Here is a 23,390-nt window from a genome sequence, read left to right on the forward strand (position 1 = left end):
CGGCGTGCCGTTCAGGCGCGCACGTTGCGGCTCAGGTCCGCACGGCCCGCCGCTCGCGGCGCCACACCTGCCGGAGCCGGTCGACGAAGAAGTCGCGGTTGACCCAGTAGAACTCCAGCCAGATGTTGTCCGGGTCGCGCAGCCAGATCTGCGATCCCGCCTCGTGCTTCGAGGTGGTGATGCCGGAGTGCGGGACGCCGATCGCGTCCAGGTGGGCGACCCACTCGTCCAGGTCGCCGCGCTCGGGCACGTGGTAGGCCAGGTGGTGCAGTCCCGGCCGCCGCTCGTCGAACCGCTCGGCGCCACCGTCGGGCGGTGCCGCCGCGTCCTCGACGCTGCCGAGGACGACCGAGGCGAACGAGGCGGGGTGCAGCAGGGTGCGGAACCGGAACCCGGACCCGGGCGGGGTGACGTCGTTGACCACCACCATCTCGAAGACGGCGCGGTAGAAATCGGTGCTGCGGTCCAGGTCGACGACGGTGAGGTTGATGTGGTTGCGGCCGTCCAGGCGCGGCATCCCGGGCCTCCTCAGGCCGTCCGGCCGGCGGGCGTCGGGGCGGCCGGGACGCCGGCGGCCGGGCGGCCCCCGCCGGTGGCGGCCCCGACGTGTCCGTCGGTGACGGGCGCGGGAACGGCCTCGAGCACGGACATCGAGGAGGTCGGCGTGACCCGCAGCAGCTGGAAACCGGCCTCGCCGAGCAGGCCGCGGAACTCGTCCTCGGTGCGGGTCCGCCCGCCGAACAGGGCGAGCGCCTTGACGTCCATCACCTTGCCGGTGTCGTCGTGGTTGCCGAAGCGGCTCACCGACTCGATGATGACGACGCGGCTGTCGGGCCGGGCGGCGGCGCGGACGTTGCGCAGGATCCGGGCGGCCTTGTCGTCCGGCCAGTCGTGGATGATCGTCTTGAGCAGGTACACGTCGGCGCCGGCGGGCAGCGGGTCGAAGAAGGATCCGCCCCGCGTCTCGCACCGGTCGGCCACCCCGGCCCGTTCCAGCACGGCCGGCGCCTCGGCGACGACGTGCGGCAGGTCGACGAGGGTGGCGCGCAGCCGGGGGTGGCGGGCCAGCAGGCCCGCGACGAACGTGCCGTGCCCGGCGCCGACGTCGACCAGCGTCCGGGCCGCGGCGAGGTCGAGGACCGGCAGCACGGTACGCAGCACGAACGGGTTGACGCTCTCCGCCGACTTCTCGAACCGTACGCACTCGTAGGGGTGCTTCGCGAAGTGGTCGTAGTAGTGCGCGCCCCCGTGCACGTGCCCGAACGCCGTCTCACCGGTGCGCAGGCTGTGCGTCAGCCGCGCCCAGGAGTAGATGTCCGGTGGCATGAGCGGGAAGCACTCGCGTACGGAGAACGGGTGGTCGCTGCGCAGCGGCTCGGCCAGCGGGGTCAGCCCGAACACCTCGGGCTCGACCTCGGTGAAGATGCCCCGCCCGGCCAGTGCGCGCAGCCCGCGGGTCAGCGCGCCCGGGTGGGCGCCGACCCGCCGCGCCAGGACGTCGACCGGCAGTGGGCCGTCGACCAGGTGGTCGGCGACCGCGAGGTCACACATGACCCGGATGGTGAACGGGACGATGTAGTCGGCGAGTTCGGTGAGTCGGGTGACCGACGCGAGGTCGATCCGAGGCGTCGCGGACATGAGGTCACCGTATCGGTTCCACCGTTGCGATACCAGATACCATGCGAGATGCTTGATACGTGCATCTGAATCTGTTCACCCAGTGCTCACCGTCACCGCAGTTCAAGGGGTTCTGGCGGCATCCCCGCGACCGCAGCGCCACCGGCTACCGGGACCTCGGCTACTGGGTCGAGCTGGGCCGCCGGCTGGAGGCGGCCTGCCTGGACGCCCTCTTCTTCGCCGACGTGCACGGCACCTACGACGTCTACCAGGGCTCCTGGCGCGCGGCCGTCCGGCACGCCGTGCAGATCCCGTCGGTCGACCCGCTGCTGGTGCTGCCCGCCATCGCCGCCACCACGACCCGGCTGGGCCTGGCCGTCACCTACTCGACGACGTACCACGCCCCCTACGAGTGCGCCCGCGTGTTCAGCTCGCTGGACCACCTCACCGGCGGCCGGGTGGCCTGGAACATCGTCACCTCGTATCTGCGGTCGGCGTCCGCCAACGGCCTGGGGGAGTACCTCGACCACGACGAGCGGTACGACCGCGCCGACGAGTACGTCGAGGTGGCACGCCGCCTGTGGGAGGAGAGCTGGGACGACGACGCGGTCGTCCGCGACGCGGCGGCCAACGTCTTCACCGACCCGGACCGGGTGCACGAGATCGGCCACGAGGGGCGCTGGTTCTCCGTCCGGGGGCCGCACCAGTGTGAGCCGTCCCCCCAGCGCACGCCGGTGCTCTACCAGGCCGGCGCCTCCGGGCGGGGGATGACCTTCGCGGCCCGGCACGCGGAGGTCGTCTTCCTCACGATGGCGGATCCGGCCAGCGGCGCCCCGCAGGTCGCCCGGCTGCGGTCCCTGGTGGCCGCGCACGGCCGGGACCCGCGTTCGGTGAAGGCGTTGCAGGGCAGCATGGTGATGGTCGCCCCGACCCGCGAGGAGGCCCGCCGCCGCGCCGAGGAGTACGTGGCGCTCTGGAGCGGCGAGGGGCAGCTCGCCAAGTGGTGCGGCTGGATGGACGTCGACCTCGCCGCCTACCCGGACGAGACGCCGGTCGCGGAGATCGCCGGGCAGGGCAGCCACAGCTTCGTGGGGTTCCTGCGCCGGCTCGGCCCCGAGCGGACCTGGACCGTCGGCGACGTGCGCTACCTGGTGGCCACCGCCCGCCGGCCGCGCACCAACGCGCCGGTGACCCTGTTCGGCACGGTCGAGCAGGTCGCCGACCGGATGGAGGAGTGGTGCGAGGTGGCCGACGTCGACGGGTTCAACCTGATCCCCTGCCCGACCACGCAGGGCATCGACGACATCTGTGACCTGCTGGTGCCGGAGTTGCAGCGGCGCGGGCTGTTCCGCACCGCGTACGACCCGGCGGAGCGGACGCTGCGCGAGCGCTACTTCGGGGCGGGAGCGCCCGTGCCGCCCCGGGTGCCGGCGCTGGACCCGGAGGCCGTCGCCGCGGCGACCGCGACGGGCGAACCGGCCGCCGCCCGCGCCTGACCCGGCGCCCGCGACACGGTCATCGGCCGGTCGCGAGCCGGCGCACCGCGGCGTCCAGTTCGCGCAGCAGCTCGCCCGCGCGGCCACCACCGGGTGGGGCGCCCGGGTAGCGTGCCAGGACGCCGACCACGACGGGCCCGGCCAGCCGGCGCGCCCGCTCGACGTGCTCGGCTCCCACGCGGTCGTCGCCCGCGTCGAGTTCGGCCGCCCGCGCGGCGTGCGCGGCCGAGCCCAGGATGTGCCGGACCTGGGTGGCCTGGGCCAGCGGGTGCAGGTACGCGGCGGCCGCCGCGTGACCGGCGGCCCGCGCGGCGTCGGCCGCGGCGTCCCGTCGCAGCTCCTGGGCCGCCCGCGCCGCCCGGTGCGCCGCCAGCGCGGTGACCCGCAGCTCCTTCGTCCGGCGGCCCCCGGCGGCGAACCGGCGCGCCTCGTCGAGCGCGGCGCGCGGGCGCGGGTCGCCGGGGCAGTCCCGCTCGAAGATCGACAGAGCGGGCTCCGCGCAGGCGAGGGCGTAGGCGGTGACCGCGCGCAGCTCCGCGGTGCTGAGGTCGATCGTGCGGTCGGCGGCCGTCATGCCCTCGACCGTATCGTTGAACCCTCGGTGGAGACTTTTCCGCGGGTACGCGCGCGAGCGCGGGGCGGAACCCTCACGCGACGCGCCGGTCAGAACATCGTGGTGTCGACCTGCGCGCCGGCCAGCAGAGCACCCACCGTGGCGTAGCTGTCCCGGCCGTTGACGAAGTGCTGGGTCGCGGTGTTGATGTCGCGCAGCCGCCGCTGCAACGACGACGAGTCGAAGACGGTCGACGCGCCCGCCAGCGCGTACGCCGTCTGCACCGCCTGGTGCGCGGTGGCCGTGACCTGCGTGGCCGTGGCCCGCAGGCAGGCCCGGTCCAGCGGGCTGAGCACCTCGCCCCGCCGCGCGGTCTCCCAGGCGTTCTCGGCCTCCCGGTACAGCAGCGCCCGGGCCGCCCGCAGCGCCACGTGGGCCTCCCCGAGGCGGTCGTGGAAGACGGGGGAGTCGGCGAGCGCGCGGGTGCTGAACGTCCGGCGGCGGCCGGCCGCCGCCTGGTCCGCGGCGTCCTGCACGGCGCCCTGTGCGATGCCGATGTCGACGGCGGCGATGAGCAGCCCTGCCTGGGCGATCCGGAACACGGTGCGGCGCACGTCGTCGCCGTCGCCGACCAGGCTGAACCCCCGGTGCTCCGGGCAGGTCAGGTTCACCGCGCGCACGTCCTGGCTCGCGGTGCCGCGCAGGCCGAGCACCTGCCACGTGTCGAGCTGCTGCAGCTCGGCCGCGGGGAAGAGCACCATGCGGGTCAGCGGCGCGCCGTTGGGCAGGGTGCGGGGGGTGCGCCCGTCCAGCACGATGCAGTTCAGGTAGATCCAGCTCGCCTGGGGGCTTCCCGTGACGAACGGCCACTGGCCGTTGACCCGCCAGCCGCCGGCGCCGTCCGGGGCCGCCCGGCCCTTCGGCGCGACCGCGCCGGCGCCGAGCACGTCCGGGCCGTCGGCGTAGATCTCGTTCCGGGCGGCCTCGGGGAAGCAGGCGAACAGCAGGTGCGCCAGGCCGACCTGGCCGACCAGCCAGCCGGTGGAGGCGTCCGCCGTGGACAGCTGCTCGATGACCCGCAGCGCCTCGGCCAGCGGCAGGTCGGCGCCGCCGTACGCCGCCGGCACCAGCATCCGCAGGCATCCCGCCCCGGTGAGGTCGGCGATGAGGTCGTCGGGGACGCGGCCGGCCCGGTCTATCTCCGGTGCCCGTTCGGCGAGCGTGGGGAGCAGTCCGTCGACCCGGGGCAGCGTACTGGTCACGACTGCACTCTATCGTCTCACTCGTATCTTGTTTAGCCTTGTATCTGCTATCAATCTCGGATAGACGTACTGGGGAGGAGGTGACGGGCCGATGAGCGCACGCGCGGGGTCGGGTTCGCCGCTGCTGGACTGGCTGGAGCGGCCCCGGCGGGACCGGGGCGTCCACTTCGCCGCCGCCGGCGACGACTGGACCTTCCTGTCGTACGCCGAACTGGCCGACCGCACCCGCACGATCCTGGCCGGTCTGCGGGCGGTGGGTGTCGTGCCGGGCGACGTCGTCTCGATCGTCGAGCCGGCCGGCCCCGACTTCGTGGCCACGCTGTTCGCCGCGATGGCCGCCGGCGCGGCGCCCTCGCCGATCGCCCCGCCGCTGGCGTTCCAGGACCGCGAGGTCTACGGCGACCACGTGCGCGGCCTGCTGCGCGCCGCCGCTCCCCGGGTGGTCGTCTGCGCCGCCGCGCTGACCGCGGCCATCGAGCCGCTGGCCACGGCGGCCGGTGTCCGCCCGGTGCTCCGCGCCGACGAGCTGGTCGAGGCCGGCGGCGGTGCCCGGGCCGCGGACGTCACGCCCGGCCCCCTCGCCCTGCTCCAGTTCACATCGGGTTCCAGCGGCCGCGCCCGGGGGGTGCGGGTGCCGCACACGGCGCTCGCCGCCAACGTCGCGGCGATCCGGCAGTGGCTGGCCATGACCCCGGACGACCCGACCGCGTCCTGGCTGCCCGTGCACCACGACATGGGGCTCATCGGCTGCCTCGTCACCCCCGTGGTCAACACCAGCGACCTGTGGCTGATGCCGCCCGAGGAGTTCGTCCGCAACCCCGGCCGCTACCTGCGCTGCTTCGGCGAGCGCGGGGCGCGGCTGACGTCGATGCCGAACTTCGGCCTGGAGTACATCGCCCGCCGGGTGCGCCCGGAGGCCCTGGCGGGGCTGGACTTCTCCGCCTGGCGCGCGGTGATCGTCGGCGCCGAACGCATCGACGTCGAGGCGCTGCGCCGGTTCAGCGCGCTGCTCGCCCCGCACGGCTTCGACCCGCGGGCGCTGCTGCCCGCGTACGGGCTCGCCGAGGCGACCCTGGCCGTCACCGGCCTGCCGCTGGACGAGCTGTACCGCAGCGTCGACCTGCGGCCGGACCGGCTGCGCCCGGGCGCCCGGGCCGTGGCCGACGACGGCGAGCCCGCCGCGGGCGCCGACGCGTACCCGGTGGTGGGCTGCGGCCGGCCGCTGGCCGGCGTGCGGGTGCGCATCGTCGACGAGTCCGGCGAGCCGGTGCCCGACGGCGTGGTCGGCGAGATCGAGGTGCGCGGCCCGTCCGTCGCCCAGGGGTACGTCAACGAGGCCGACTCGGCCTCCCAGACCGCGCTCGGCGGCGGCGTGCTGCGCACCGCCGACGCCGGCTTCCTGCACGAGGGCCAGCTGCACGTGCTCGGCCGGCTGGGCGACAGCATGAAGGTCCGGGGTCGGGCGGTGTTCGCCGAGGACCTCGAATGGGCCCTGGGCCGGCCGGGCGTGCCGGCCCAGCGGATGGCCGCGCTGCTGGGCCACCGGGCCGGCACGGCGACCGTCGTGGCCGTGTTCGAGCAGGCCCGACCGGAATGGCTGGCCCAGGCCGAGCGGGAGCTGCGCCGGCGGGCGGAGGGCGCGCAGGTGGTCATCGTGGACGCGCCGCGCGGCACGATCCCCCGCACCTCCAGCGGCAAACCCAAGCGACGCCAGCTCTGGCAGGCGTTCGTCGACGACCGGTTGCCCGGCACCGTGGTCACCACGGCCGGGCAGCGGAACCAGACCGAGCAGACCACGACGGCGTCCTGAAGCGACGTCCGGACAGGAGGCGGGAATGACCGAGGCGACCACATCGGCGGCGGCCGGGACGCGTACCGAGGAGGAGGTGCGCGAGTCGGTCACGGCGATCGTCACCGAACTGGCGCCGAACCCGGAGCAGATCGAGGGAGCGGGTGACTCGCGGCTGGTCGAGGACCTGGGGTTCCACTCCCTCGCCCTGCTGGAACTCGCGTTCACCCTGGAGGACGAGTTCGAGCTGCCGCCGATCGACGAGACCACCGCCCGCAAGATCGTCACCATCGACGCGGTCGTCGACCACGTGACGGGCATCCTGCGGGACCGCGGCGAGCTGGCCAGTTGACCGCGCGTACCGGGCTGGCCCCGGGCGCGGCGGCGCGGCACGGGCCCGCCGGCGGGGACGGCGAGCAGCAGCGGGCCAGGGCCCTGTCCCTGCGGCTGTTCCTCGCTATGCTCCACACCCAGGAACTGCTCTCCGGCTACCTGGGCGTCCGGCTGGGACTGTACGAGGCGCTGCACCGGGGCCCGGCCACCGTGGCCGACCTCTGCGCGCGCGCCGGGATCGACGCCCGGTACGCGCGCGAGTGGCTCGAACAGCAGGCCGTGGCGGGCTTCATCGAGGTGGACGACGTGGCGGCCCCGCCCGACCGCCGGGTCTACCGGCTGCCGCCGGGGCACGCCGAGGTGCTGCTGGCCTCGGACAGCCCGCTCTCGCTGGTGTCGCTCACGATGCTGCCGCTGGGCGGGGTGGCCGGGGCGTTGCCGGCGCTGCTCGAGGCGTACCGGACCGGCGCCGGCGTGCCGGACGAGGCGTACGGCGACGACTGGCGCGAGGGGCACTCCGGCGCCAACCGGGCGCTGTTCACCCACGCCCTGCCCGGCTGGCTGGCCACCGCGCTGCCGGAGATCCACGGCCGGCTCGCGGGCGGGCCGAGCCGGATCGCCGACGTCGGCTGCGGCGCCGGCTGGGCGGCGATCGCGCTGGCCCGGGCGTACCCGCTCGCGCGGGTCGACGGCTACGACCTGGACGCGGCGACGCTCGCGGCGGCGACCGCGAACGCCGAGGCGGCCGGCGTGGCCGACCGGGTCCGCTTCCACCGGCGCGACGCCGCCGACCCGGAGCTGGCCGGCCGGTACGACCTGGTCTGCGTGTTCGACGCGTTGCACGAGATGAGCCAGCCGGTGCCGGTGCTGCGCGCCTGCCGCCGGCTGCGCGCCGACGGGGGCGCGGTGCTGGTGCTCGACGCCAAGGTCGCGCACCGGTTCGTCGCTCCCGGCGACGAGATCGAGCGGTTCCAGTACGCCACCAGCGTGCTGCACTGCCTGCCGGCCTGCCTGGCCGGGCCGGACTCGGCCGGCACCGGAACGGCCCTGCGCCCGGCCATGGTCCGCGCGTTCGCCACGGAGGCCGGCTTCGCGGACGTGCAGATCGTGCCGGTGGACGACCGTTTCCACCGGCTCTACCACCTGACCGGCTAGGACGCCGGCACACGAGGAAGGGGCCGCCGGCGGGTGCCGGCGGCCCCTTCCGCTACGCGTCAGCCCGCCAGTTCGGCGCCGAGCGCCCGCTTGTCCACCTTGCCCACCCCGGTGTACGGCAGCGACGTGCGCAGCTCCAACCGGTCGGGCAGCTTGTAGCCGGCCAGCCCGCGGGTGGTGAGGAAGTCGCGCAGCTGCCCGAGCGTCGGGGCGTCCCCGCGCGGCACCACGACGGCGCAGGTCTTCTCCCCGAGCACCCGGTCGGGCACGGCGAGCACCGCGACCTCGCGGACCGCGGGGTGGGCGAGCAGGTGCTCCTCCACCTCGCCGGCGGGCACCTTCTCGCCACCCCGGTTGACGACCTCCTTGATCCGGCCCACCACGACCAGCTCGCCGGTCGGGGTCCAGCGGACCAGGTCGCCGGTGCGCAGGAAGCCGTCCGGGGTGAAGGTACGGGCGTTGTACTCGGGCACCCGGTAGTAGCCGCGCAGGGTGGTGGGGCCCTGCACGGTCAGCTCGCCCACCTCGCCGGCGGGGACCTCCCGGCCGTCGTCGTCGACCACCCGGAACTCGTCGGCGGGCGACAGCGGACGGCCCTGGGTGTGCGCGGCGAGTTCCGGCGGGTCGTCCGGGCGCGTGCAGCACAGCGGGCCCTCGGCCATGCCGAAGAAGTGCGCGAGCCGGATCCCCAGCTCGCGGGTCGCCCGGGCGGCCACCTCCGGGCTGAGGTTCGCGCCGCCCACCTCGACGACCAGGCCGGACAGGTCGGCGCCGAGCACCGGCGCGAGGTCGGCCCACAGCGGCAGGAACGCCGGCATGAGGGTGGTCAGCGTGACCTTCTCCCGGGCGATCAGCCGGAACGCCTCGTCGGGGCTGGGGCTGCCGGCCAGCACGGCGGTGGCGCCGACGCGCAGCGCGCCGAGCACGCCCGGGCAGCCGAGCGCCGCGTTGTGGGCGACCGGCAGCGCGGCGAGGTACGTCCCGCCCGCGTCGAAGCCCATGGCGGCGGCGGTCGCCCGCAACTGGTACGCGTAGTCGTCGTGGGTGCGCGGGATCAGCTTCGGCAGGCCCGTCGACCCGCCGGAGAGCAGGAAGAACGCCACGTCGGACGGGTCCGGCGCGGGCAGCGCGACCGGTTCGGCGTCCACGGTCGACAGGGCGGTGAACTCGCCGGGGTCGCCGACGACGAACACCTCCCGCAGCGACGGCGTCTCGGCGCGGACGTCGGCGGCGAGCTTGCGCAGGTCGAACCCCTGCACCTGGTCGACGGTCACGTACGCGACGGCCTCGGTGTGTGCGCACAGGTGGCCGATCTCGGCGCGGCGGTGGGCCGGCAGCGCCAGCACCGGCAGGGCGCCCAGGCGGAACAGCGCCAGGCACACCACGACGAACTCGACACCGTTGGGCAGTTGGACCACCACGCGGTCGTGCCGGCCGATGCCGCGGGCCTGGAACCCGGCGGCCAGCCGGTCGGCGCGGCGGTCGAGGTCGCCGTAGGTGACCCGCTGGTCGGCGGTCACCAGGGCGGTGCGCCCCGGGTCCGTGCGCGCCCACTCCCGACCCAGGTCGGAGAGCACCTCGCCGCGCCAGTAGCCCTCGGCCCGGTACCGCTCGGCCAGCTCCGGCGGCCAGCTCACACATCCGTCCAGCATGAACGCCTCCCGCGGCGACGGTGACAGCGACCCGCAACACAAGCTAGTGTGCAGATACGCGAGATACAAGACACGCGATAGTGGAGGCGGTTGATGCTGGCGGCGCGGCCCCGCACCGACCTCGGTGCCCTCATCCGGCTCACCGAACTGGCCGACTACACCGTGCCGTTCACCGTGCGGGTGGTCGCCGAGCTGGGGGTCGCCGACCAGCTCGTGGACGGGCCGCGGCCGGTGACCGAGCTGGCCGAGGCCACCGGCGCGCACGCACCGTCCCTGCTGCGGGCACTGCGGGCGCTGGCCGGCAAGGGCATCTTCACCGAAGTCGAACCCGAGGTGTTCGGGCTCACCCCGCTGGCCGAACCGCTGCGTACCGACCACCCGCTGTCGCTGCGCGACGCGTACCCGCTGCTGGCCGCCGACGTGCGCGCCTGGGCCGGGCTCGGGCGCAGCCTGCGCACCGGCGAGGCCGCCTTCCCCCGCACGCACGGCACCGACTACTGGTCGTACCTCGCCGCGCACCCGGCCGACAGCGTGGCCGTGGACCGGTGGATGTCGAGCCTGACCCGGCTGCACCTGCGTACCGTGCTGCCGGCCTGGCCCTGGGGACAGGCCCGGGAGGTGGTCGACGTGGGCGGCGGCGACGGCGCCTTCCTGGCCGGCCTGCTGCCCCGCTTCCCGGCGCTGCGCGGCACCCTGCTCGACCTGCCCCACGTGGTGGCCGCCGCGCCGGAACTGCTCGACCGGGCCGGCGTGGCCGACCGCTGCCGGATCGTGCCCGGCAGCTTCTTCGACCCGGTGCCGGCCGGCGCCGACCTGTACGTGCTCAAGACGATCCTGCCGGGGTGGGACGACGCCGAGGCCACGGCCATCCTGCGCCGGATCGCCGAGGCGATGCGCCCGCACAGCCGGCTCCTGCTGCTGGAGGCGATCATCCCGGCCGGCGACGTCTTCGACGTCGCCAAGCTCGTCGACGTGCACACCCTGGTGCTCACCGGCGGCCGGCACCGGACCCGCGACGAGCTGGTCGACCTGCTGGCCGACGCGGGTCTGCGCCTGGACCGGGTGGTCCCCACCCCCACGCTCACCGTGATCGCGGCCGGTCCCGCCGGGCCGGAGCTGACGTCCCGATAGGAGGTATCGATGGCCCCGACCCGACCCCGGATCGACATCGAGTCCGTGTTCCGACTGACCGAACTGGCCGACTACATCGTGCCGTTCACCGTGCGCGCCGTCGCCGAGCTGGGGGTCGCCGACCAGCTCGTGGACGGTCCGCGGCCGGTGACCGAGCTGGCCGAGGCCACCGGCGCGCACGCACCGTCCCTGCTGCGCGCGCTGCGGGCGCTGGCCGGCAAGGGCATCTTCACCGAGGTCGAACCCGAGGTGTTCGGGCTCACGCCGCTGGCCGAGCCGCTGCGCACCGACCACCCATTGTCGCTGCGTGACGCGTACCCGCTGCTCGAACCCGACATCGAGGCGTGGGCCCACTTCGACCACAGCATCCGCACCGGCCAGGCCGCCTTCGACCAGGTCCACCCGGAGGGCTACTGGTCCTACATGGCCGCCCACCCGCACGACAGCGCCCGCTTCGACGCCTCCCAGCAGGCGGCCACCCGGCTGGAGCTGCGGGCGGCGCTGCCGGCGTACCCGTGGGGCGAGCTGAGCACGATGGTCGACGTCGGCGGCGGCAACGGCGCGTTCCTCGGCGGGATCATGGCCCGGTTCCCGGGGTTGCGGGGCACCCTGTTCGACCTGCCGCACGTCGTGGCCGAGGCCGAGCCGGTGCTGCAGAAACTCGGGGTGGCCGAGCGGTGCACGGTGACCGGCGGCAGCTTCTTCGAGACGGTCCCGCCCGGCGCGGACGCCTACATGCTCAAGCGCATCCTGTACGGCTGGAACGACGACGACGCCGTACGCCTGCTGACGGCCGTGCGGGCGGCCATGCGTCCGGACAGCCGGCTGCTGGTCCTGGAGCCGGTGGTCGAGCCCGGCGACCGGTTCGACGTCGGTCGCCTCTACGACCTGCTCCTGCTGGCCATGGTGGGCGGCGGCGCCCGTTCCCGGGAGCACATCGAGCGGCTCCTGGACGTCGCGGGCCTGCGGTTGGCCCGCAGCGTGCCCACCATGATGTTCCCCATCCTCGAGATCGTGACGAAGTCGGAGGCGTGAGCGATGCGACTGGTCGTGGACTTCTCCCGGTGCGAGAGCAACGCGGTGTGCGTGGGTCAGGCGCCCGAGGTGTTCGACGTCGGTGACGACGACCGGCTGCACGTCACCGAGCAGCCGCTGGAGGGTTCCCTGGCCGCCCGGGTCCGGGAGGCCGCGCGCCGCTGCCCCAAGCAGGCCCTCTCCGTCGTCGACGACTAGGGGACGCCGGCCCCGAACGTGTCGGCAGGTGGCCGGGCGGACGTCCCGCCCGGCCACCTGCCCCGCTAGTCCCCGGCCAGCACCGTGAAGGTGAATCCGGTGCTCGTCGGTCGGCGCAGGGGGATGTCGCACTTGACCCGGCGCAGCGCCTCGTTCCTGCTGAGTCCGAGTCCCTGCGCGATGAGCCGATCCGGGCGCAGCGGCACCGGATCCGCGAAGACGACCGCCACCTGGACCGGCCACGCCGCGTCGAGACCGGCCGACGGGGCGTCCAGCCGCCAGGCCCCGGTCCAGTCCAGCGTGAAGTGGTGGCGCCGGGCGAGCAGCGGGTCCAACAGCGTGGACGTCACCAGGTCCGGGTCGTTGACGCCGTAGCCGTGGAGTTCGGCCGGATCGAAGGACCGGACCGGCGTCCGCTCGTGCACGGTGAGCTTGCTCGTCCGGTCGCAGGACACGCAGCGGACCAGCAGCCACACGTCCAGCAGCTTGCCGTTGGCGTTGACGCGGAACCTGCCCTCGCCGGTGGTGGCCGACTCCGACCGGCAGTCCACGCACCGCAACGACAGCAGAGGCAGCCTGGTCCGGCGGACGACCCAGGGCAGCACGGTATGGGGTGGTGAAGACATGACTCTCCAGACCTGATCTCTCGAAGACCCGACACGAGGCCGATTGCGCGACCTCGAACGCGGACCGGGCGCACGAGGGCAGCCCGGCGGAGCCGACGGGAGCGTCGGCTACCGGTGAGCGCGGAAAGGTGTCAGGTCTAGAGAGCAGGCGGGGTCACGCGGTGTCGTCCTCTGTCCTCACTGCGACGGGCCGCAGGCACGCTGCGGATCTGGGTCGCAGGCAAGCTACGGGACCGCGGTGGGAGGGCTCAAACGGTTTACCGGCCGGAATCCCGGGCCTGCGACGTCGTGGCGGCGCGGATGGCCGACCAGACCCGCTCGGCGGTCAGCGGCATGTCGACGTGCCGCACGCCCAGGTGCCGGACGGCGTCGACGACCGCGTTCTGCACGGCGGGCGGCAACCCCACGGCTCCGGACTCGCCGAGCCCCTTGGCGCCGAGCGGGTTCACCGGTGTGGGCGTCTCCAGCGCCACCGTCTCGAAGGACGGCAGCTCGGCGGCGCCCACCATCGCGTACCGGTGCAGGTCGCCGTGCAGCGGCGTGCCGTCGGCGGCGAACCGGACCTCCTCGACGAGCGCCTGGCCGGCGCCCTGCGCCAGGCCGCCGTGCACCTGCCCCTCGGCCAGCATCGGGTTGAGCAGCACTCCCGCGTCGTCGACCGCCACCACCCGCAGCAGCGTCACCTGGCCGGTCTCGGTGTCGACCTCGACCACGGCGACGTGCGCGCCGTACGGGCAGGTCGCGGCGGACGGCTGGAAGGTGGCCTCCGCGAACAGCCCCTGGTCCGCCACGCCGTCGGCGGTGTCGCCGGGGCTCCCGGTGGTGTGCCGGCCGCCGGCGTCGACCGCCAGCTCGGCCCAGCCGGCGTCGCGGCCGCCCGCGGCGCGGAAGCGTCCCTCGGCGAACGCCACCTCCTCGATGGGCACGCCGAACCGGGCGGCCGCGGCCTCCCGGCCCCGGTCGACCAGGGCCAGGGCCGCCTCGCGGACGGCCATCCCGCCGGTCTGCAACGACCGGGACCCGCCCGTGCCGCCGCCCGCCGGGACCGTGCCGGTGTCGGAGTGCCGCACGTCCACGTGGTCCAGCGGCAGCCCGAGCACGTCGGCCGCGATCATCGCCCAGGCGGTGACGTGTCCCTGCCCGTGCGGGCAGGTACCGGAGTGGACGGTGGCCCGGCCGTCGGCGCCGATCCGGACGGACGCGTACTCGCTGCGGGTGTCCGCGCCGGTGATCTCCACGAAGGTGGACAGTCCGATGCCCAGCTGGTGCACGTCGCCGCGTTCGCGCCGGGCCGCCTGCTCGGCGCGCAGCGCCGGATAGTCGGCCTCGGCGAGCGCCCGCTCCAGCGCCGCCGGGTAGTCGCCCGTGTCGTAGCGGGCGCGGGTGACCGTGGTGACGGGGAAGCTCTCCGGCGGCAGCAGGTTGCGCCGACGGACCTCGGCCGGGTCCATGCCGATCTCCGCGGCGAACAGGTCGACCATCCGCTCCAGCGCGGCCACCGCCTCCGGTTGGCCGGCCCCCCGGTACGACACCACGGGAGTGGTCGTCGTGGTCACGCTCGACGAGCTGAACCGGGCGCGGCCGATGGCGTACGGGCCGGTGAGCATGGTCCTGGTCCAGAACGGCAGGATCGCGCCGATGCGGGGGTACGCGCCCGCGTCCTGCACCACGTCCAGCGCGTACGACACGATCCGCCCGTCCCGGGTGCCGCCCAGCTCGGCGCTCTGGTGCTGGGCCCGGCCGTGCCCGGCGGCGACCATGTTCTCGCTGCGCGTCTCGGCCCACCGCACCGGGCGCCCCAGCCGGCGTGCCGCCCAGGCCACGCAGACGTCCTCCCGGCTGGCGAACGCCTTGGACCCGAACGCCCCGCCCACGTCGCCGTTGACCACCCGCACGCGCTCCTCCGGCTCACCGAGGGCGGCGGCGAGCTGACCACGCCACAGGTGCACCGCCTGGCTGCCGGCCCGGTAGCACAACCCGTCCGGCCCCCACTCGGCCTGCCCGGCGCGGGCCTCCAGCGGGCACGGCGCGACCCGGGGGTTGACCATCCGCTGCCGGACCACCACCTCGGCGCCCTCGTGCACGTCGGCCCGCCCGGCGGGGCGGCGGAAGGCGAGCTTGAGCACCAGGTTGGTGCCGGCCTCGGGGTGCAGCACCAGCTCGTCGGTGAGCGCCCGGTGGACGTCGACCAGGGGCGGCAGCGGTTCGATGTCCAGGTCGACGAGGGCGGCGGCGTCCACCGCCTCGGCCCGGCTGGTCGCCAGCACCGCGGCGACCGGTTCGCCGACGAACCGCACCACGCCGTCGGCGAGCACCGGCGTGGTCATCTTCTGGTTGAGCACGCCCGCCTCGGGCGGCAGCGGCGGCAGGTCCACGTCCGCCGCGGTGAGCACGGCGACCACGCCCGGCGCCCGCCGGGCGGCGTCGGTGTCCACGCGGCGCAGCCGGCCGTGGGCGAGCGGGGAGCGGACGAACACCAGCTCCAGGCACCCGGGCAGGGGGACGTCGTCGACGTACCGGCCTCCGGTGGTGAGCAGTGCCCGGTCCTCGGTGCGCCGGACCGGCCGGCCGATCAGTGTCATCTGCGACTCCTCGTTCCGCCGTGGGGCCGGGTCAGGCCGGGGTCACGGCCAGGGGGATCGACGCGTACGACCGGAAGAGGGCGCTGGGCTCGCGGACAGGCGCGGCGGCGAGGTCGACGGTGGCGAACCGGCGGGCGAGCCGTTCGAAGATCACCGCACCCTCGACCCGGGCCAGCGCGGCGCCGAGGCACCCGCGTACGCCGCCGCCGAAGCCCACGTGCGGGTTCGGGCGGCGGCCGATGTCGATGCGGTCCGGGTCGGCAAAGACGTCCTCGTCGCGGTTGGCGCAGCCGAGCAGGAGGAAGACCGACCGGCCGGGCCGGATCACCCGGTCGCCGACGGGGATCGGCTCCAGCGCCAGCCGTGCCGTGTACTGGATCGGGGCGTCGTACCGGACGAACTCCTCGGCCGCGGTGCCCGACAGCGACGGGTCCGCGCGCAGCCGGCGCCACTCGTCGGGGTTCCGCGCCAGGGCGACGCTGCCCGTGCAGACCATGTTCATGGTGGTCTCGTAGCCGGTGAAGCAGAGGAAGACGATGTTGTCGACGACCTCCTCGACGCCCTCGGCCGGGTCGGCCACCGCGAGCATCCGGTCGAGCAGGTCGCCGTCCGGGTCGGGGCGGTGGCCGTCCAGCAGGTCGCGGACGTAGCCGCGCAGCCAGACCAGCGCGTCCACCGCGGCCCGGTCGGTCTCGGGCAGGAACGGGGTGAAGGCCCGGCCCAGCGCCGCCGAGCGGGGCCACACCTCGGCCCGGGTCCGCGCCGCCGGCAGGCCGATGAGCTCGCACACCACCGTCGCGGCGACGGGGAAGGCCAGGTCGGCGACGGCGTCGAGGCGCCCGGTGTCCAGCGCGGGCGTGAGCAGCTCGTCCACGAGCGCGCCGATCCGGGCGGCCGTACGCCGGGCCACGCCGGGGCTGAACGCCCGCACCATCTGCTGGTGCAGCCGGCTGTGGTCGTCGGGGTCGCGGGTCGGGATGATCCGCCGGAACACCTCCTGGGAGAGGTCCCGCGCCATCCGGAACTGCGGGTCGTCCTCGGGGAAGGTGTTGCTGAGCCGGCGGTCGCGCAGCAGCGCGGCCACGTCCCGGTGCCGGGTCACCCCCCAGCTCGCCGGGCCGAACCGGCACAGCGGCCCGGCCGCCCGCACCCGCGCGTAGGTCGGGTACGGGTCGTCGACCACCTCGGGGGAGAGGGGGTCCATCCGGGCCGGCAGCACACGTCCGGCGGTCATCCGGTCACCTCCACGGCCACCGGGACGCTGGCGTACGACCGCAGCGTCCCGCCGGTCTGCCGGCGCGCGGGCCCGCCGGGAGCGAGGGTGGGGAAGCGGCGCAGCAGCGTCTCGACGGTCACCTGCGCCTCCACCCGCGCCAGGTACGCGCCGAGGCAGTGGTGGATGCCGCCGCCGAAGGACAGGTGCGGGTTCGGGTCCCGGGTGACGTCGAGCCGGTCCGGCTCGGCGAACTGCTCCGGGTCGTGGTTGGCGCTGCCCAGCAGCAGGATGAGCACCCGGCCGGCGCGGATCGTCCGGTCGCCGATGTCGAGGTCCTCGCGGACCAGCCGGGCGACGCCCTGGATGGGGGCGTCGTAGCGGAGGAACTCCTCGACGGCACGCGGCACGAGCGTCGGGTCGGTGCGCAGCAGGGCCAGCTGGTCGGGGTGGTCGAGCAGTGCCGCGATGCCGGTGGCGATCAGGTTCGTCGTGGTCTCGAAGCCGGCGAAGAAGGCGAAGACGGCGTTGTCCACGATCTCGTCGGGGCCGAGCACGGCGCCGTCGTCGTCGGTGGCCGCGAGCATCCGCGAGAGCAGGTCGTCGCCGGGCTCGGCGCGGCGCCGGTCGAGGATCTCGCCGAGGTAGCCGCGCAGCCACTCGACGGCCCGGTCGGCGGCCGGCCGGTCCTCGTCGGGCACGATCGCCGCGAACGCCTTGCTGAGGTCCAGCGCGTACGGGCGGATGCGGTCGTGGTCGGCCGGTGGGATGCCCATGAGCGCGCACACCACCATCACCGGCAGCGGAAAGGCGAGATCCGAGACCGCGTCGAACCGTCCGGTACGCGCCGCCGGGGCGAGCAGCTCGGTGACCATCGACTCGATCGTCGGGCGGAGCCGGCGTACCAGGGCCGGGCTGAACGCCTTGGCCATGAGCCGGCGCAGCCGGCCGTGCTCGGGCGGGTCGCGGTAGAGGATGATCCGGCCGAAGAACGCGCCCGCGGGGCCGTCGCCGGCCGACATGCGGTGGTAGTCCGGCGGGAACTCGCTGCCCAGGCGGGGATCGCGGACCAGGCGGGAGACGTCGGCGTAGCGGGTGACGCCCCAGCTGCCGGGCCCCATCCGGCACAGTGGGCCGGCCTCGCGCAGCGCGCGGTAGGTGGGGTAGGGGTCGGCGACCACGGCGGGGTCGCGGGCGTCGAATCTCGGCGGCATGCCGGTACGGGCCGAGGTCATGCCCGCCAGTATGAGCAACCGAAGATACGAGAAACAAGTACTTCCGAGATACGCGAAACACTACTAGGCTTTCGAGCCATGACCGAGACCGTGGTGAGCGCTGACCCCCGGATCATCGCCATGGAGCTGCTGATGAAGGCCCCCGCCACCGTCAGCAGCCCCTACCCGCACTACCACGCGCTGCGGGCCGCCGCACCGAAGTACCGGATGGAGCAACCCGGCCAGGGCGTGGGATGGGTGCTCACCACGTACGACGAGTGCCGCGCCGCCCTGCGCAGCCCCTCCCTGGACAAGTCGGCCCAGCGCCCCCGCATGGGTGACTTCCGCGGCCGCGAGGGCGCCCGCACCCTGCTCTTCCTCGACGGCCCCGAGCACACCCGGCTGCGCGGCCTGGTGAGCCGCGTCTTCACCCCCCGGCGCGTCGAGACCCTCCGGCCCCGGCTGACCGCGTTCGTCGACAGCCTGCTCGACGAGGTGACCCGCCAGGTCGGGCCCCGCGGCGGCGAGATCGACCTCGTCGGCGCGTTCGGCTTCCCGCTGCCGGTCATGGTGATCGGCGAGCTCGTCGGCGTGCCGCCGGAGGACTGGCCGCTGCTGCGCCGGCTGACCCGCGCCGCGTCCGGCGGTCTGGAGATCTTCGCGCCCGAGGAGGTGCTGAAGGCCTCCGACCAGGCGCTCGGCGAGATGGAGGAGTACTTCGCCGACCTGGTCCGCAAGCGCCGGGAGGAGCCCCGCGACGACCTCGCCACGGCGCTCGGCCAGGTCGAGGTGGACGGCGACAAGCTCTCGGTCGACGAGCTCATCCAGGTCATCGTGCTGCTCTTCGGCGCCGGCTTCCAGACCATGACCGACCTGATCGGGCTCGGCACGTACGCACTGTGCCGCAACCCCGACCAGATGCAGCGGCTGCGTGAGCAGCCCGAGCTGACCCGCTCCGCCATCGAGGAGCTGCTGCGCTACGACTCCCCGGTGCACGTGCTGGGCCGTGCCGCGTTCGAGGACACGACCTTCCTCGACGGCACCCCGCTCGCCGCCGGCGAGCACGTCATCACGCTGATCGGTGCCGCCAACCGTGACCCGGCCCGCTACGCCGACCCGGACGTGCTCGACATCGCCCGGTTCGCCGGGCCCGAACCGCCCGAGACGCCGCTGTCGTTCGCCTGGGGGCCGCACCACTGCCTGGGCGCGCAGCTCGCCCGGGCGGAGGGGCAGATCGCCTTCCGCCGGCTGGTCGACCGGTTCTCCGTCGTCGAGCTGGCCGACCCGGACATCGACGAGATCGACCTGGAGTGGCGGCACAGCAGCACCTTCCGGGGCCTGGAGGAGCTGCGCCTGCGGCTCGTGCCGGCCTGAGCACCACGAACCACGCGCGGACCAGGAGGGGGAGAACGTGCCGGAGGCGGTGATCGTCGAGGCGGTCCGCACCCCGATCGGCCGGCGGAACGGGGCGCTGTCCGGCCTCAAGGCCGTGGAGCTGCTGCGGCACGTCCAGGTCGAGGTGATCCGCCGGGCCGGCATCGAACCCGGCGAGGTGGACCAGATCATCGGCGGCTGCGTCACCCAGGTGGGCGAGCAGAGCCTGAACGTCACCCGCAACGCCTGGCTCAACAGCGGACTGGACTACGAGGTCGCGGCGACCACGGTGGACACCTCGTGCGGCTCCGCCCAGCAGGCCAACCACCTCGTCGCCGCGCTCATCGCCGCCGGCGCCATCGACGTGGGCATCGCCTGCGGGGTCGAGTCGATGAGCCGGGTGCCCGTCGGCACCAACCTCTACCAGGGGCCCGGCCACTACAAGACCCCCGACTACCCGTACGACGACCCGCCCAAGGCGCAGTTCGGCGGCGCCGAGCGGATCGCGGCGCGGCAGGGGCTGACCCGCGCCGACGTCGACGCCTACGGGCTGCGCTCGCAGCAGCGGGCGGCCCGGGCCCGCGACGAGGGCCGGTTCGACCGCGAGATCAGCCCCGTGCCGCTGCCCGACGGCACCGTGGTGAGCGCCGACGAGGGCATCCGGGAGACCACCCTCGACGGGCTGGCCGCCCTGCGGCCGGTGCTCCCCGACGGCATCCACACCGCCGGCACCACCTCGCAGATCTCCGACGGCGCGGCGGCGGTGCTGTGGATGTCCCGGGAACGCGCCGCCGCCCACGGACTGCGGCCCCGGGCCCGGCTGGCCCACCAGGTCGTCACCGGCGCCGACCCCTACTACCTGCTCGACGGGCCCACCGTGGCCACCCGCAAGCTGCTCAAGCGGGCCGGGATGAGCCTCGCCGACGTCGACCTCGTCGAGGTCAACGAGGCGTTCGCCGCGGTCGTGCTCTCCTGGGCCGCGCACCACGACGCCGACCTGGACCGCGTGAACGTCAACGGCGGCGCGATCTCCCTGGGGCACCCGCTCGGCAGCAGCGGCACCCGGCTGCTGGTGACGGCGCTGCACGAGCTGGAACGACGCGACGCGGAGACGGCCCTGGTCACCATGTGCTGCGGCGGCTCGCTCGGCACGGCCTCCCTGCTGGTGCGGGAGTAGGCGGGCATGGACACCGACCTGCGTACCGCGCCGGCCACGGCGCCCGCCGACGCGCCGGACGCCGCGGCCTTCTACGCCGAGGCGCGCCACGACCTGCCCGGGCCCCTGCACGGCGTGCGGGTCCTCGACGTCACGAAGGTCTGGTCCGGCCCGGTGGCGAGCTGCGTCCTGGCCGACCTCGGCGCCGACGTGCTGCGCGTGGAGATGCCGGGCAACCGCGAGGGCCTCATGCCGCCGGAGATTCCCGGCACCGGGCTGTCCTGGTTCCGGCAGAGCGTGCACCGCAACAAGCGCAGCATCGGGCTGGACCTGCGCCGCCCCGGCGCGGCCGAGGTGTTCCTCCGGCTCGTCGCCACGGCCGACGTGGTGGTGGAGAACTACAAGCCGGGCACGTTGGACGCGTGGGGCGTCGGATTTCGGGCCTGCCGTGCCGTCCGGCCCAACGTCGTGATGGTCTCGATCTCCGGCTACGGCCAGTACGGCCCGGACGCCGGACGCCCCGGGTACGACCCGACGACCCAGGCGGCCGCCGGCTGGATGGCGCTCAACGGCGAGCCCGACGGGGCCCCGCTGAAGGCGCCCACCTTCCTCGCCGACGACCTCGCCGGCCTGCACGCGGTGATCGGCGCGCTGGCCGCGCTGCGCCACCGCGACCGCACCGGGGAGGGGCAGCACGTCGACGTGAGCATGCTGGACTCCCTGCTCTTCTCCAGCAACGGCTACCTCACCCTCGGCGCGACGGGGGTGCCCCTGCGCCGCTGGGGCGACCAGGCGGACTTCGTGGTGCCGGCCGGCTGCTTCCGCTGCGCCGACGGGCACGTCTACGTGGCCGTCGCCCTCGACCGCTCCTGGCGGCGGCTCGCCGAGGTGGTCGGCCGGCCCGAGCTGGCGCGGGCGCCGGGGTACGCGACGAACGAGGAGCGCCGCGACAACCGCGCCGCGGTCAACGCCGTCCTCGCCGGCTGGTGCGCCGACCGGACCTGCGCCGAGGTGGTCGCCACCCTCGACGCCAACGGGATCACCGCCGAGCGGGTGCGCACCTTCGCCGAGGCCGCGGCCGACCCGCAGGTCCGCGCCCGGGCCATGGTGCAGGAGACGGTGCTGGCCAACGGCACCACCGCGCCGCTGACCGGCCCCGCCGTCAAGTTCTCCCGGACGCCGACGGCGGTGCGCACCGGCGCCCCCGAACCGGGCGCGGACACCGAACGGATCCTCGACGAACTGGGCGTCGACGCGCCCACCCGGGCCCGACTGCGCGCGGATCGGGCGATCGGATGACCGGAGGTGGCATGGACACGGCAGGCGACGCGCCGCGCTGCGCGCTGGTGACCGGGGTATCCCGCGGGATCGGCCGGGCGGTCGCGCTGCGGCTGGCGGCCGAGGGGTACGCCGTCGCGGGGTGCTACACCACGCCGAGCGAGGCGGCCGACAAGACCCGGGCGGAGGTCGAGGCGCACGGGGTGCGGACCTGGTTCGCGCCCTGCGACGTCACCGACGCCGCCGCGGTGGACGGCTTCGTCTCCGCCGCCGAGGAACACCTCGGGCCGCTCACCGCGCTGGTCAACAACGCCGGCATCACCCGCGACCGGCCGATGGTGCTCATGGGGCCGGACGAGTGGCACGACGTCATCGCCACCAACCTCACCGGCACCTGGCACACCTGCCGGACCGTCGCGTTCCGCTTCCTCAAACGCCGCCGCGGCGCCATCGTCAACCTGTCCTCCGTCGCCGGGGTCACCGGCAACGCCGGGCAGACCAACTACGCGGCCAGCAAGGCCGGCATCATCGGGCTCAGCCGGTCCCTGGCCAAGGAGGTCGCCCGGTACGGCGTACGGGTCAACGTGGTGGCCCCCGGGTTCGTCGAGACCGACATGACCGGCGTGCTCTCACCCCGGCAGCGCGACCAGGCGCTGGGGCAGATCCCGCTCGGCCGGTTCGGCGAGCCGGCCGACGTGGCCGAACTGGTGGCGTTCCTCCTGTCCGACCGGGCCGGCTACATCACCGGCCAGGTGATCCGGGTGGACGGGGGGATGGTGCTGTGACCGCCCCGCCCACCTTCCGCGCCGGGACCGACCCGGCGCAGACGTACGCCGCCGCGGCGGCGCCGCTGCAGGCCGTCGAATGGGTCGAGGTCGGCGCCGGCCCGCGCGGCGGGATCACCCTGCGCGCCGGCGTGACGGTCGACCCGGCCGACGTCTACCTGGGCGGGCACTTCCCGCAGCTCACCGTCTACCCGGGTGTCTTCACCCTGGAGACGCTCCGGCAGGCCGTGACCGCCGCCGTGGGCTGCTGCGCCGGCCGGCTGCCGGACCTGCACCGGTTGCGCTCCGCCCGGTTCCTCGCCCCGCTGCTCGCCGGCGACACGCTCACCGTCACGGCGTCGCTCGGCCCGGTCGCCGACGACCAGTCCTTCGAGGTCACCGCCGAGTGCGTACGCGGCGACGGGGTGCGGGCGGCGACGGTGCGGGCGGTGTTCCGCTGGCCGGCGCCGGAAGGGGGCGTGTGATGAGGCTGGAGCACGCCGAGCTGCGGGCCCTGCTGCCGCACCGGTACCCGATGCTGCTGCTCGACCGGGTCGAGGCCGTCGAGCCCGGGGTGAGCCTGGAGGCGGTCAAGACGGTCACCGGCTGCGAGCCGTGCTACCGGGGGATCGCCGAGGGCGAGCCCGCCGACCGGTACGCCTACCCGGCCTCGCTGCTGATCGAGTCCTTCGGTCAGGGCGCCGCGGTGCTGTGGCTGCTGTCCCGGCGACCGGGCACGGCGGGGCTGCCGATGTTCACCGCGGCCCGCGAGTGCGTCCTGCTGCGCCCGGCGTACCCGGGCGACGTGATCCGGCACCGGGTCCGGCTGGACCAGGTCGTCGACGGGGCCGCGTTCGCCTCGGGATCCAGCTGGATCGGGGACGACAAGGTGGCGGAGTTCGGCTCGATGATGGCGGTCGTCCGACCGGTCGACGCCATCGCCCGAGCCTCGTGATGAGAGG

General features: G+C 74.8%; 22 protein-coding genes. 13 read left to right on the top strand and 9 right to left on the bottom strand.

Annotation, left to right across the window (positions count from 1 at the left end; all coding sequences use genetic code 11):
• Positions 1-31: 31 nt before the first annotated feature.
• Entirely contained in the window at positions 32-517 is a 486-nt protein-coding gene (locus OG994_RS08195; protein ID WP_120330758.1) for a VOC family protein, read from the bottom strand.
• An 11-nt stretch (positions 518-528) separates the two neighbouring features.
• Entirely contained in the window at positions 529-1,638 is a 1,110-nt protein-coding gene (locus OG994_RS08200; RefSeq protein WP_328852717.1) for a methyltransferase, read from the bottom strand.
• Between the two features lie 59 nt (positions 1,639-1,697).
• Here OG994_RS08200 and OG994_RS08205 point away from each other — a divergent pair, with 59 nt between their 5' ends.
• The gene (locus OG994_RS08205) at positions 1,698-3,113 is read left to right on the top strand and encodes an LLM class flavin-dependent oxidoreductase (protein ID WP_328852718.1); all 1,416 of its coding nucleotides are present in this window, start codon (positions 1,698-1,700) and stop codon (positions 3,111-3,113) included.
• 19 nt (positions 3,114-3,132) lie between these two features.
• Here the strand turns inward: OG994_RS08205 and OG994_RS08210 are convergent, their stop codons facing one another.
• Positions 3,133-3,687, bottom strand: coding sequence for a putative immunity protein (locus tag OG994_RS08210; RefSeq protein ID WP_328852719.1), 555 nt, complete (start codon positions 3,685-3,687; stop codon positions 3,133-3,135).
• Positions 3,688-3,776: 89 nt separating this feature from the next.
• Positions 3,777-4,928, bottom strand: coding sequence for an acyl-CoA dehydrogenase family protein (locus tag OG994_RS08215; protein WP_328852720.1), 1,152 nt, complete (start codon positions 4,926-4,928; stop codon positions 3,777-3,779).
• A gap of 91 nt (positions 4,929-5,019) precedes the next feature.
• Here OG994_RS08215 and OG994_RS08220 point away from each other — a divergent pair, with 91 nt between their 5' ends.
• From OG994_RS08220 to OG994_RS08230, 3 genes are read left to right on the top strand one after another with little or no spacing between them, the layout of a single operon-like run.
• On the top strand, positions 5,020-6,738 hold the full coding sequence (locus OG994_RS08220; protein WP_328852721.1) for an AMP-binding protein: 1,719 nt from the start codon (positions 5,020-5,022) through the stop codon (positions 6,736-6,738).
• 25 nt (positions 6,739-6,763) lie between these two features.
• Positions 6,764-7,069 (top strand): acyl carrier protein, encoded by a 306-nt coding sequence (locus OG994_RS08225; protein ID WP_120330764.1) that lies wholly within the window; start codon positions 6,764-6,766, stop codon positions 7,067-7,069.
• Positions 7,066-8,205, top strand: coding sequence for a class I SAM-dependent methyltransferase (locus tag OG994_RS08230; RefSeq protein WP_328852722.1), 1,140 nt, complete (start codon positions 7,066-7,068; stop codon positions 8,203-8,205). Before OG994_RS08225 ends, OG994_RS08230 begins: the two co-directional genes overlap by 4 nt.
• Positions 8,206-8,264: 59 nt before the next feature.
• Here the strand turns inward: OG994_RS08230 and OG994_RS08235 are convergent, their stop codons facing one another.
• Positions 8,265-9,857, bottom strand: a complete 1,593-nt coding sequence (locus OG994_RS08235; RefSeq protein WP_328852723.1) for a (2,3-dihydroxybenzoyl)adenylate synthase — start codon at positions 9,855-9,857, stop codon at positions 8,265-8,267.
• Positions 9,858-9,950: 93 nt separating this feature from the next.
• Between OG994_RS08235 and OG994_RS08240 the strand changes: the two genes are divergently transcribed.
• Genes OG994_RS08240 through OG994_RS08250 form a run of 3 tightly spaced genes read left to right on the top strand, consistent with a single transcriptional unit; the run spans position 9,951 to position 12,221 of the window.
• Positions 9,951-10,988 (top strand): methyltransferase, encoded by a 1,038-nt coding sequence (locus OG994_RS08240; RefSeq protein ID WP_328852724.1) that lies wholly within the window; start codon positions 9,951-9,953, stop codon positions 10,986-10,988.
• Positions 10,989-10,997: 9 nt separating this feature from the next.
• Positions 10,998-12,023, top strand: a complete 1,026-nt coding sequence (locus OG994_RS08245) for a methyltransferase (protein ID WP_120330766.1) — start codon at positions 10,998-11,000, stop codon at positions 12,021-12,023.
• A 3-nt stretch (positions 12,024-12,026) separates the two neighbouring features.
• Positions 12,027-12,221 (top strand): ferredoxin, encoded by a 195-nt coding sequence (locus tag OG994_RS08250; protein ID WP_120330767.1) that lies wholly within the window; start codon positions 12,027-12,029, stop codon positions 12,219-12,221.
• A 65-nt stretch (positions 12,222-12,286) separates the two neighbouring features.
• Here the strand turns inward: OG994_RS08250 and OG994_RS08255 are convergent, their stop codons facing one another.
• The 4 genes from OG994_RS08255 to OG994_RS08270 form a co-directional block, all read right to left on the bottom strand.
• Positions 12,287-12,847 (bottom strand): DUF1062 domain-containing protein, encoded by a 561-nt coding sequence (locus OG994_RS08255; RefSeq protein ID WP_328852725.1) that lies wholly within the window; start codon positions 12,845-12,847, stop codon positions 12,287-12,289.
• Between the two features lie 257 nt (positions 12,848-13,104).
• The gene (locus OG994_RS08260) at positions 13,105-15,429 is read right to left on the bottom strand and encodes a xanthine dehydrogenase family protein molybdopterin-binding subunit (protein WP_328852726.1); all 2,325 of its coding nucleotides are present in this window, start codon (positions 15,427-15,429) and stop codon (positions 13,105-13,107) included.
• Between the two features lie 31 nt (positions 15,430-15,460).
• A complete protein-coding gene (locus tag OG994_RS08265; protein ID WP_120330770.1) occupies positions 15,461-16,663 on the bottom strand; it encodes a cytochrome P450 in 1,203 nt (400 codons plus the stop codon).
• A complete protein-coding gene (locus tag OG994_RS08270; protein WP_328852727.1) occupies positions 16,660-17,877 on the bottom strand; it encodes a cytochrome P450 in 1,218 nt (405 codons plus the stop codon). The genes OG994_RS08265 and OG994_RS08270 overlap by 4 nt, the downstream gene beginning before the upstream one ends.
• Before the next feature lie 78 nt (positions 17,878-17,955).
• Between OG994_RS08270 and OG994_RS08275 the strand changes: the two genes are divergently transcribed.
• The 6 genes from OG994_RS08275 to OG994_RS08300 are packed head-to-tail and all read left to right on the top strand — an operon-like array spanning position 17,956 to position 23,383.
• Positions 17,956-19,230 (top strand): cytochrome P450, encoded by a 1,275-nt coding sequence (locus tag OG994_RS08275; RefSeq protein WP_120330772.1) that lies wholly within the window; start codon positions 17,956-17,958, stop codon positions 19,228-19,230.
• 37 nt (positions 19,231-19,267) lie between these two features.
• Positions 19,268-20,407: a steroid 3-ketoacyl-CoA thiolase gene (locus OG994_RS08280; RefSeq protein WP_328852728.1), complete on the top strand. Its 1,140-nt coding sequence runs from the start codon at positions 19,268-19,270 to the stop codon at positions 20,405-20,407.
• 6 nt (positions 20,408-20,413) lie between these two features.
• Positions 20,414-21,685, top strand: a complete 1,272-nt coding sequence (locus tag OG994_RS08285) for a CaiB/BaiF CoA transferase family protein (protein ID WP_328852729.1) — start codon at positions 20,414-20,416, stop codon at positions 21,683-21,685.
• 11 nt (positions 21,686-21,696) lie between these two features.
• The gene (gene fabG, locus OG994_RS08290) at positions 21,697-22,449 is read left to right on the top strand and encodes a 3-oxoacyl-[acyl-carrier-protein] reductase (protein WP_120330774.1); all 753 of its coding nucleotides are present in this window, start codon (positions 21,697-21,699) and stop codon (positions 22,447-22,449) included.
• On the top strand, positions 22,446-22,913 hold the full coding sequence (locus OG994_RS08295; protein WP_120330775.1) for a hotdog family protein: 468 nt from the start codon (positions 22,446-22,448) through the stop codon (positions 22,911-22,913). The genes fabG and OG994_RS08295 overlap by 4 nt, the downstream gene beginning before the upstream one ends.
• Complete coding sequence (locus tag OG994_RS08300) at positions 22,913-23,383, top strand: 3-hydroxyacyl-ACP dehydratase FabZ family protein (RefSeq protein WP_120330776.1); 471 nt, start codon at positions 22,913-22,915, stop codon at positions 23,381-23,383. The genes OG994_RS08295 and OG994_RS08300 overlap by 1 nt, the downstream gene beginning before the upstream one ends.
• Positions 23,384-23,390 lie beyond the last annotated feature (7 nt).

Origin of the sequence: Micromonospora globbae (genome assembly GCF_036184225.1) — a bacterium.
Lineage (GTDB): Bacteria > Actinomycetota > Actinomycetes > Mycobacteriales > Micromonosporaceae > Micromonospora > Micromonospora globbae.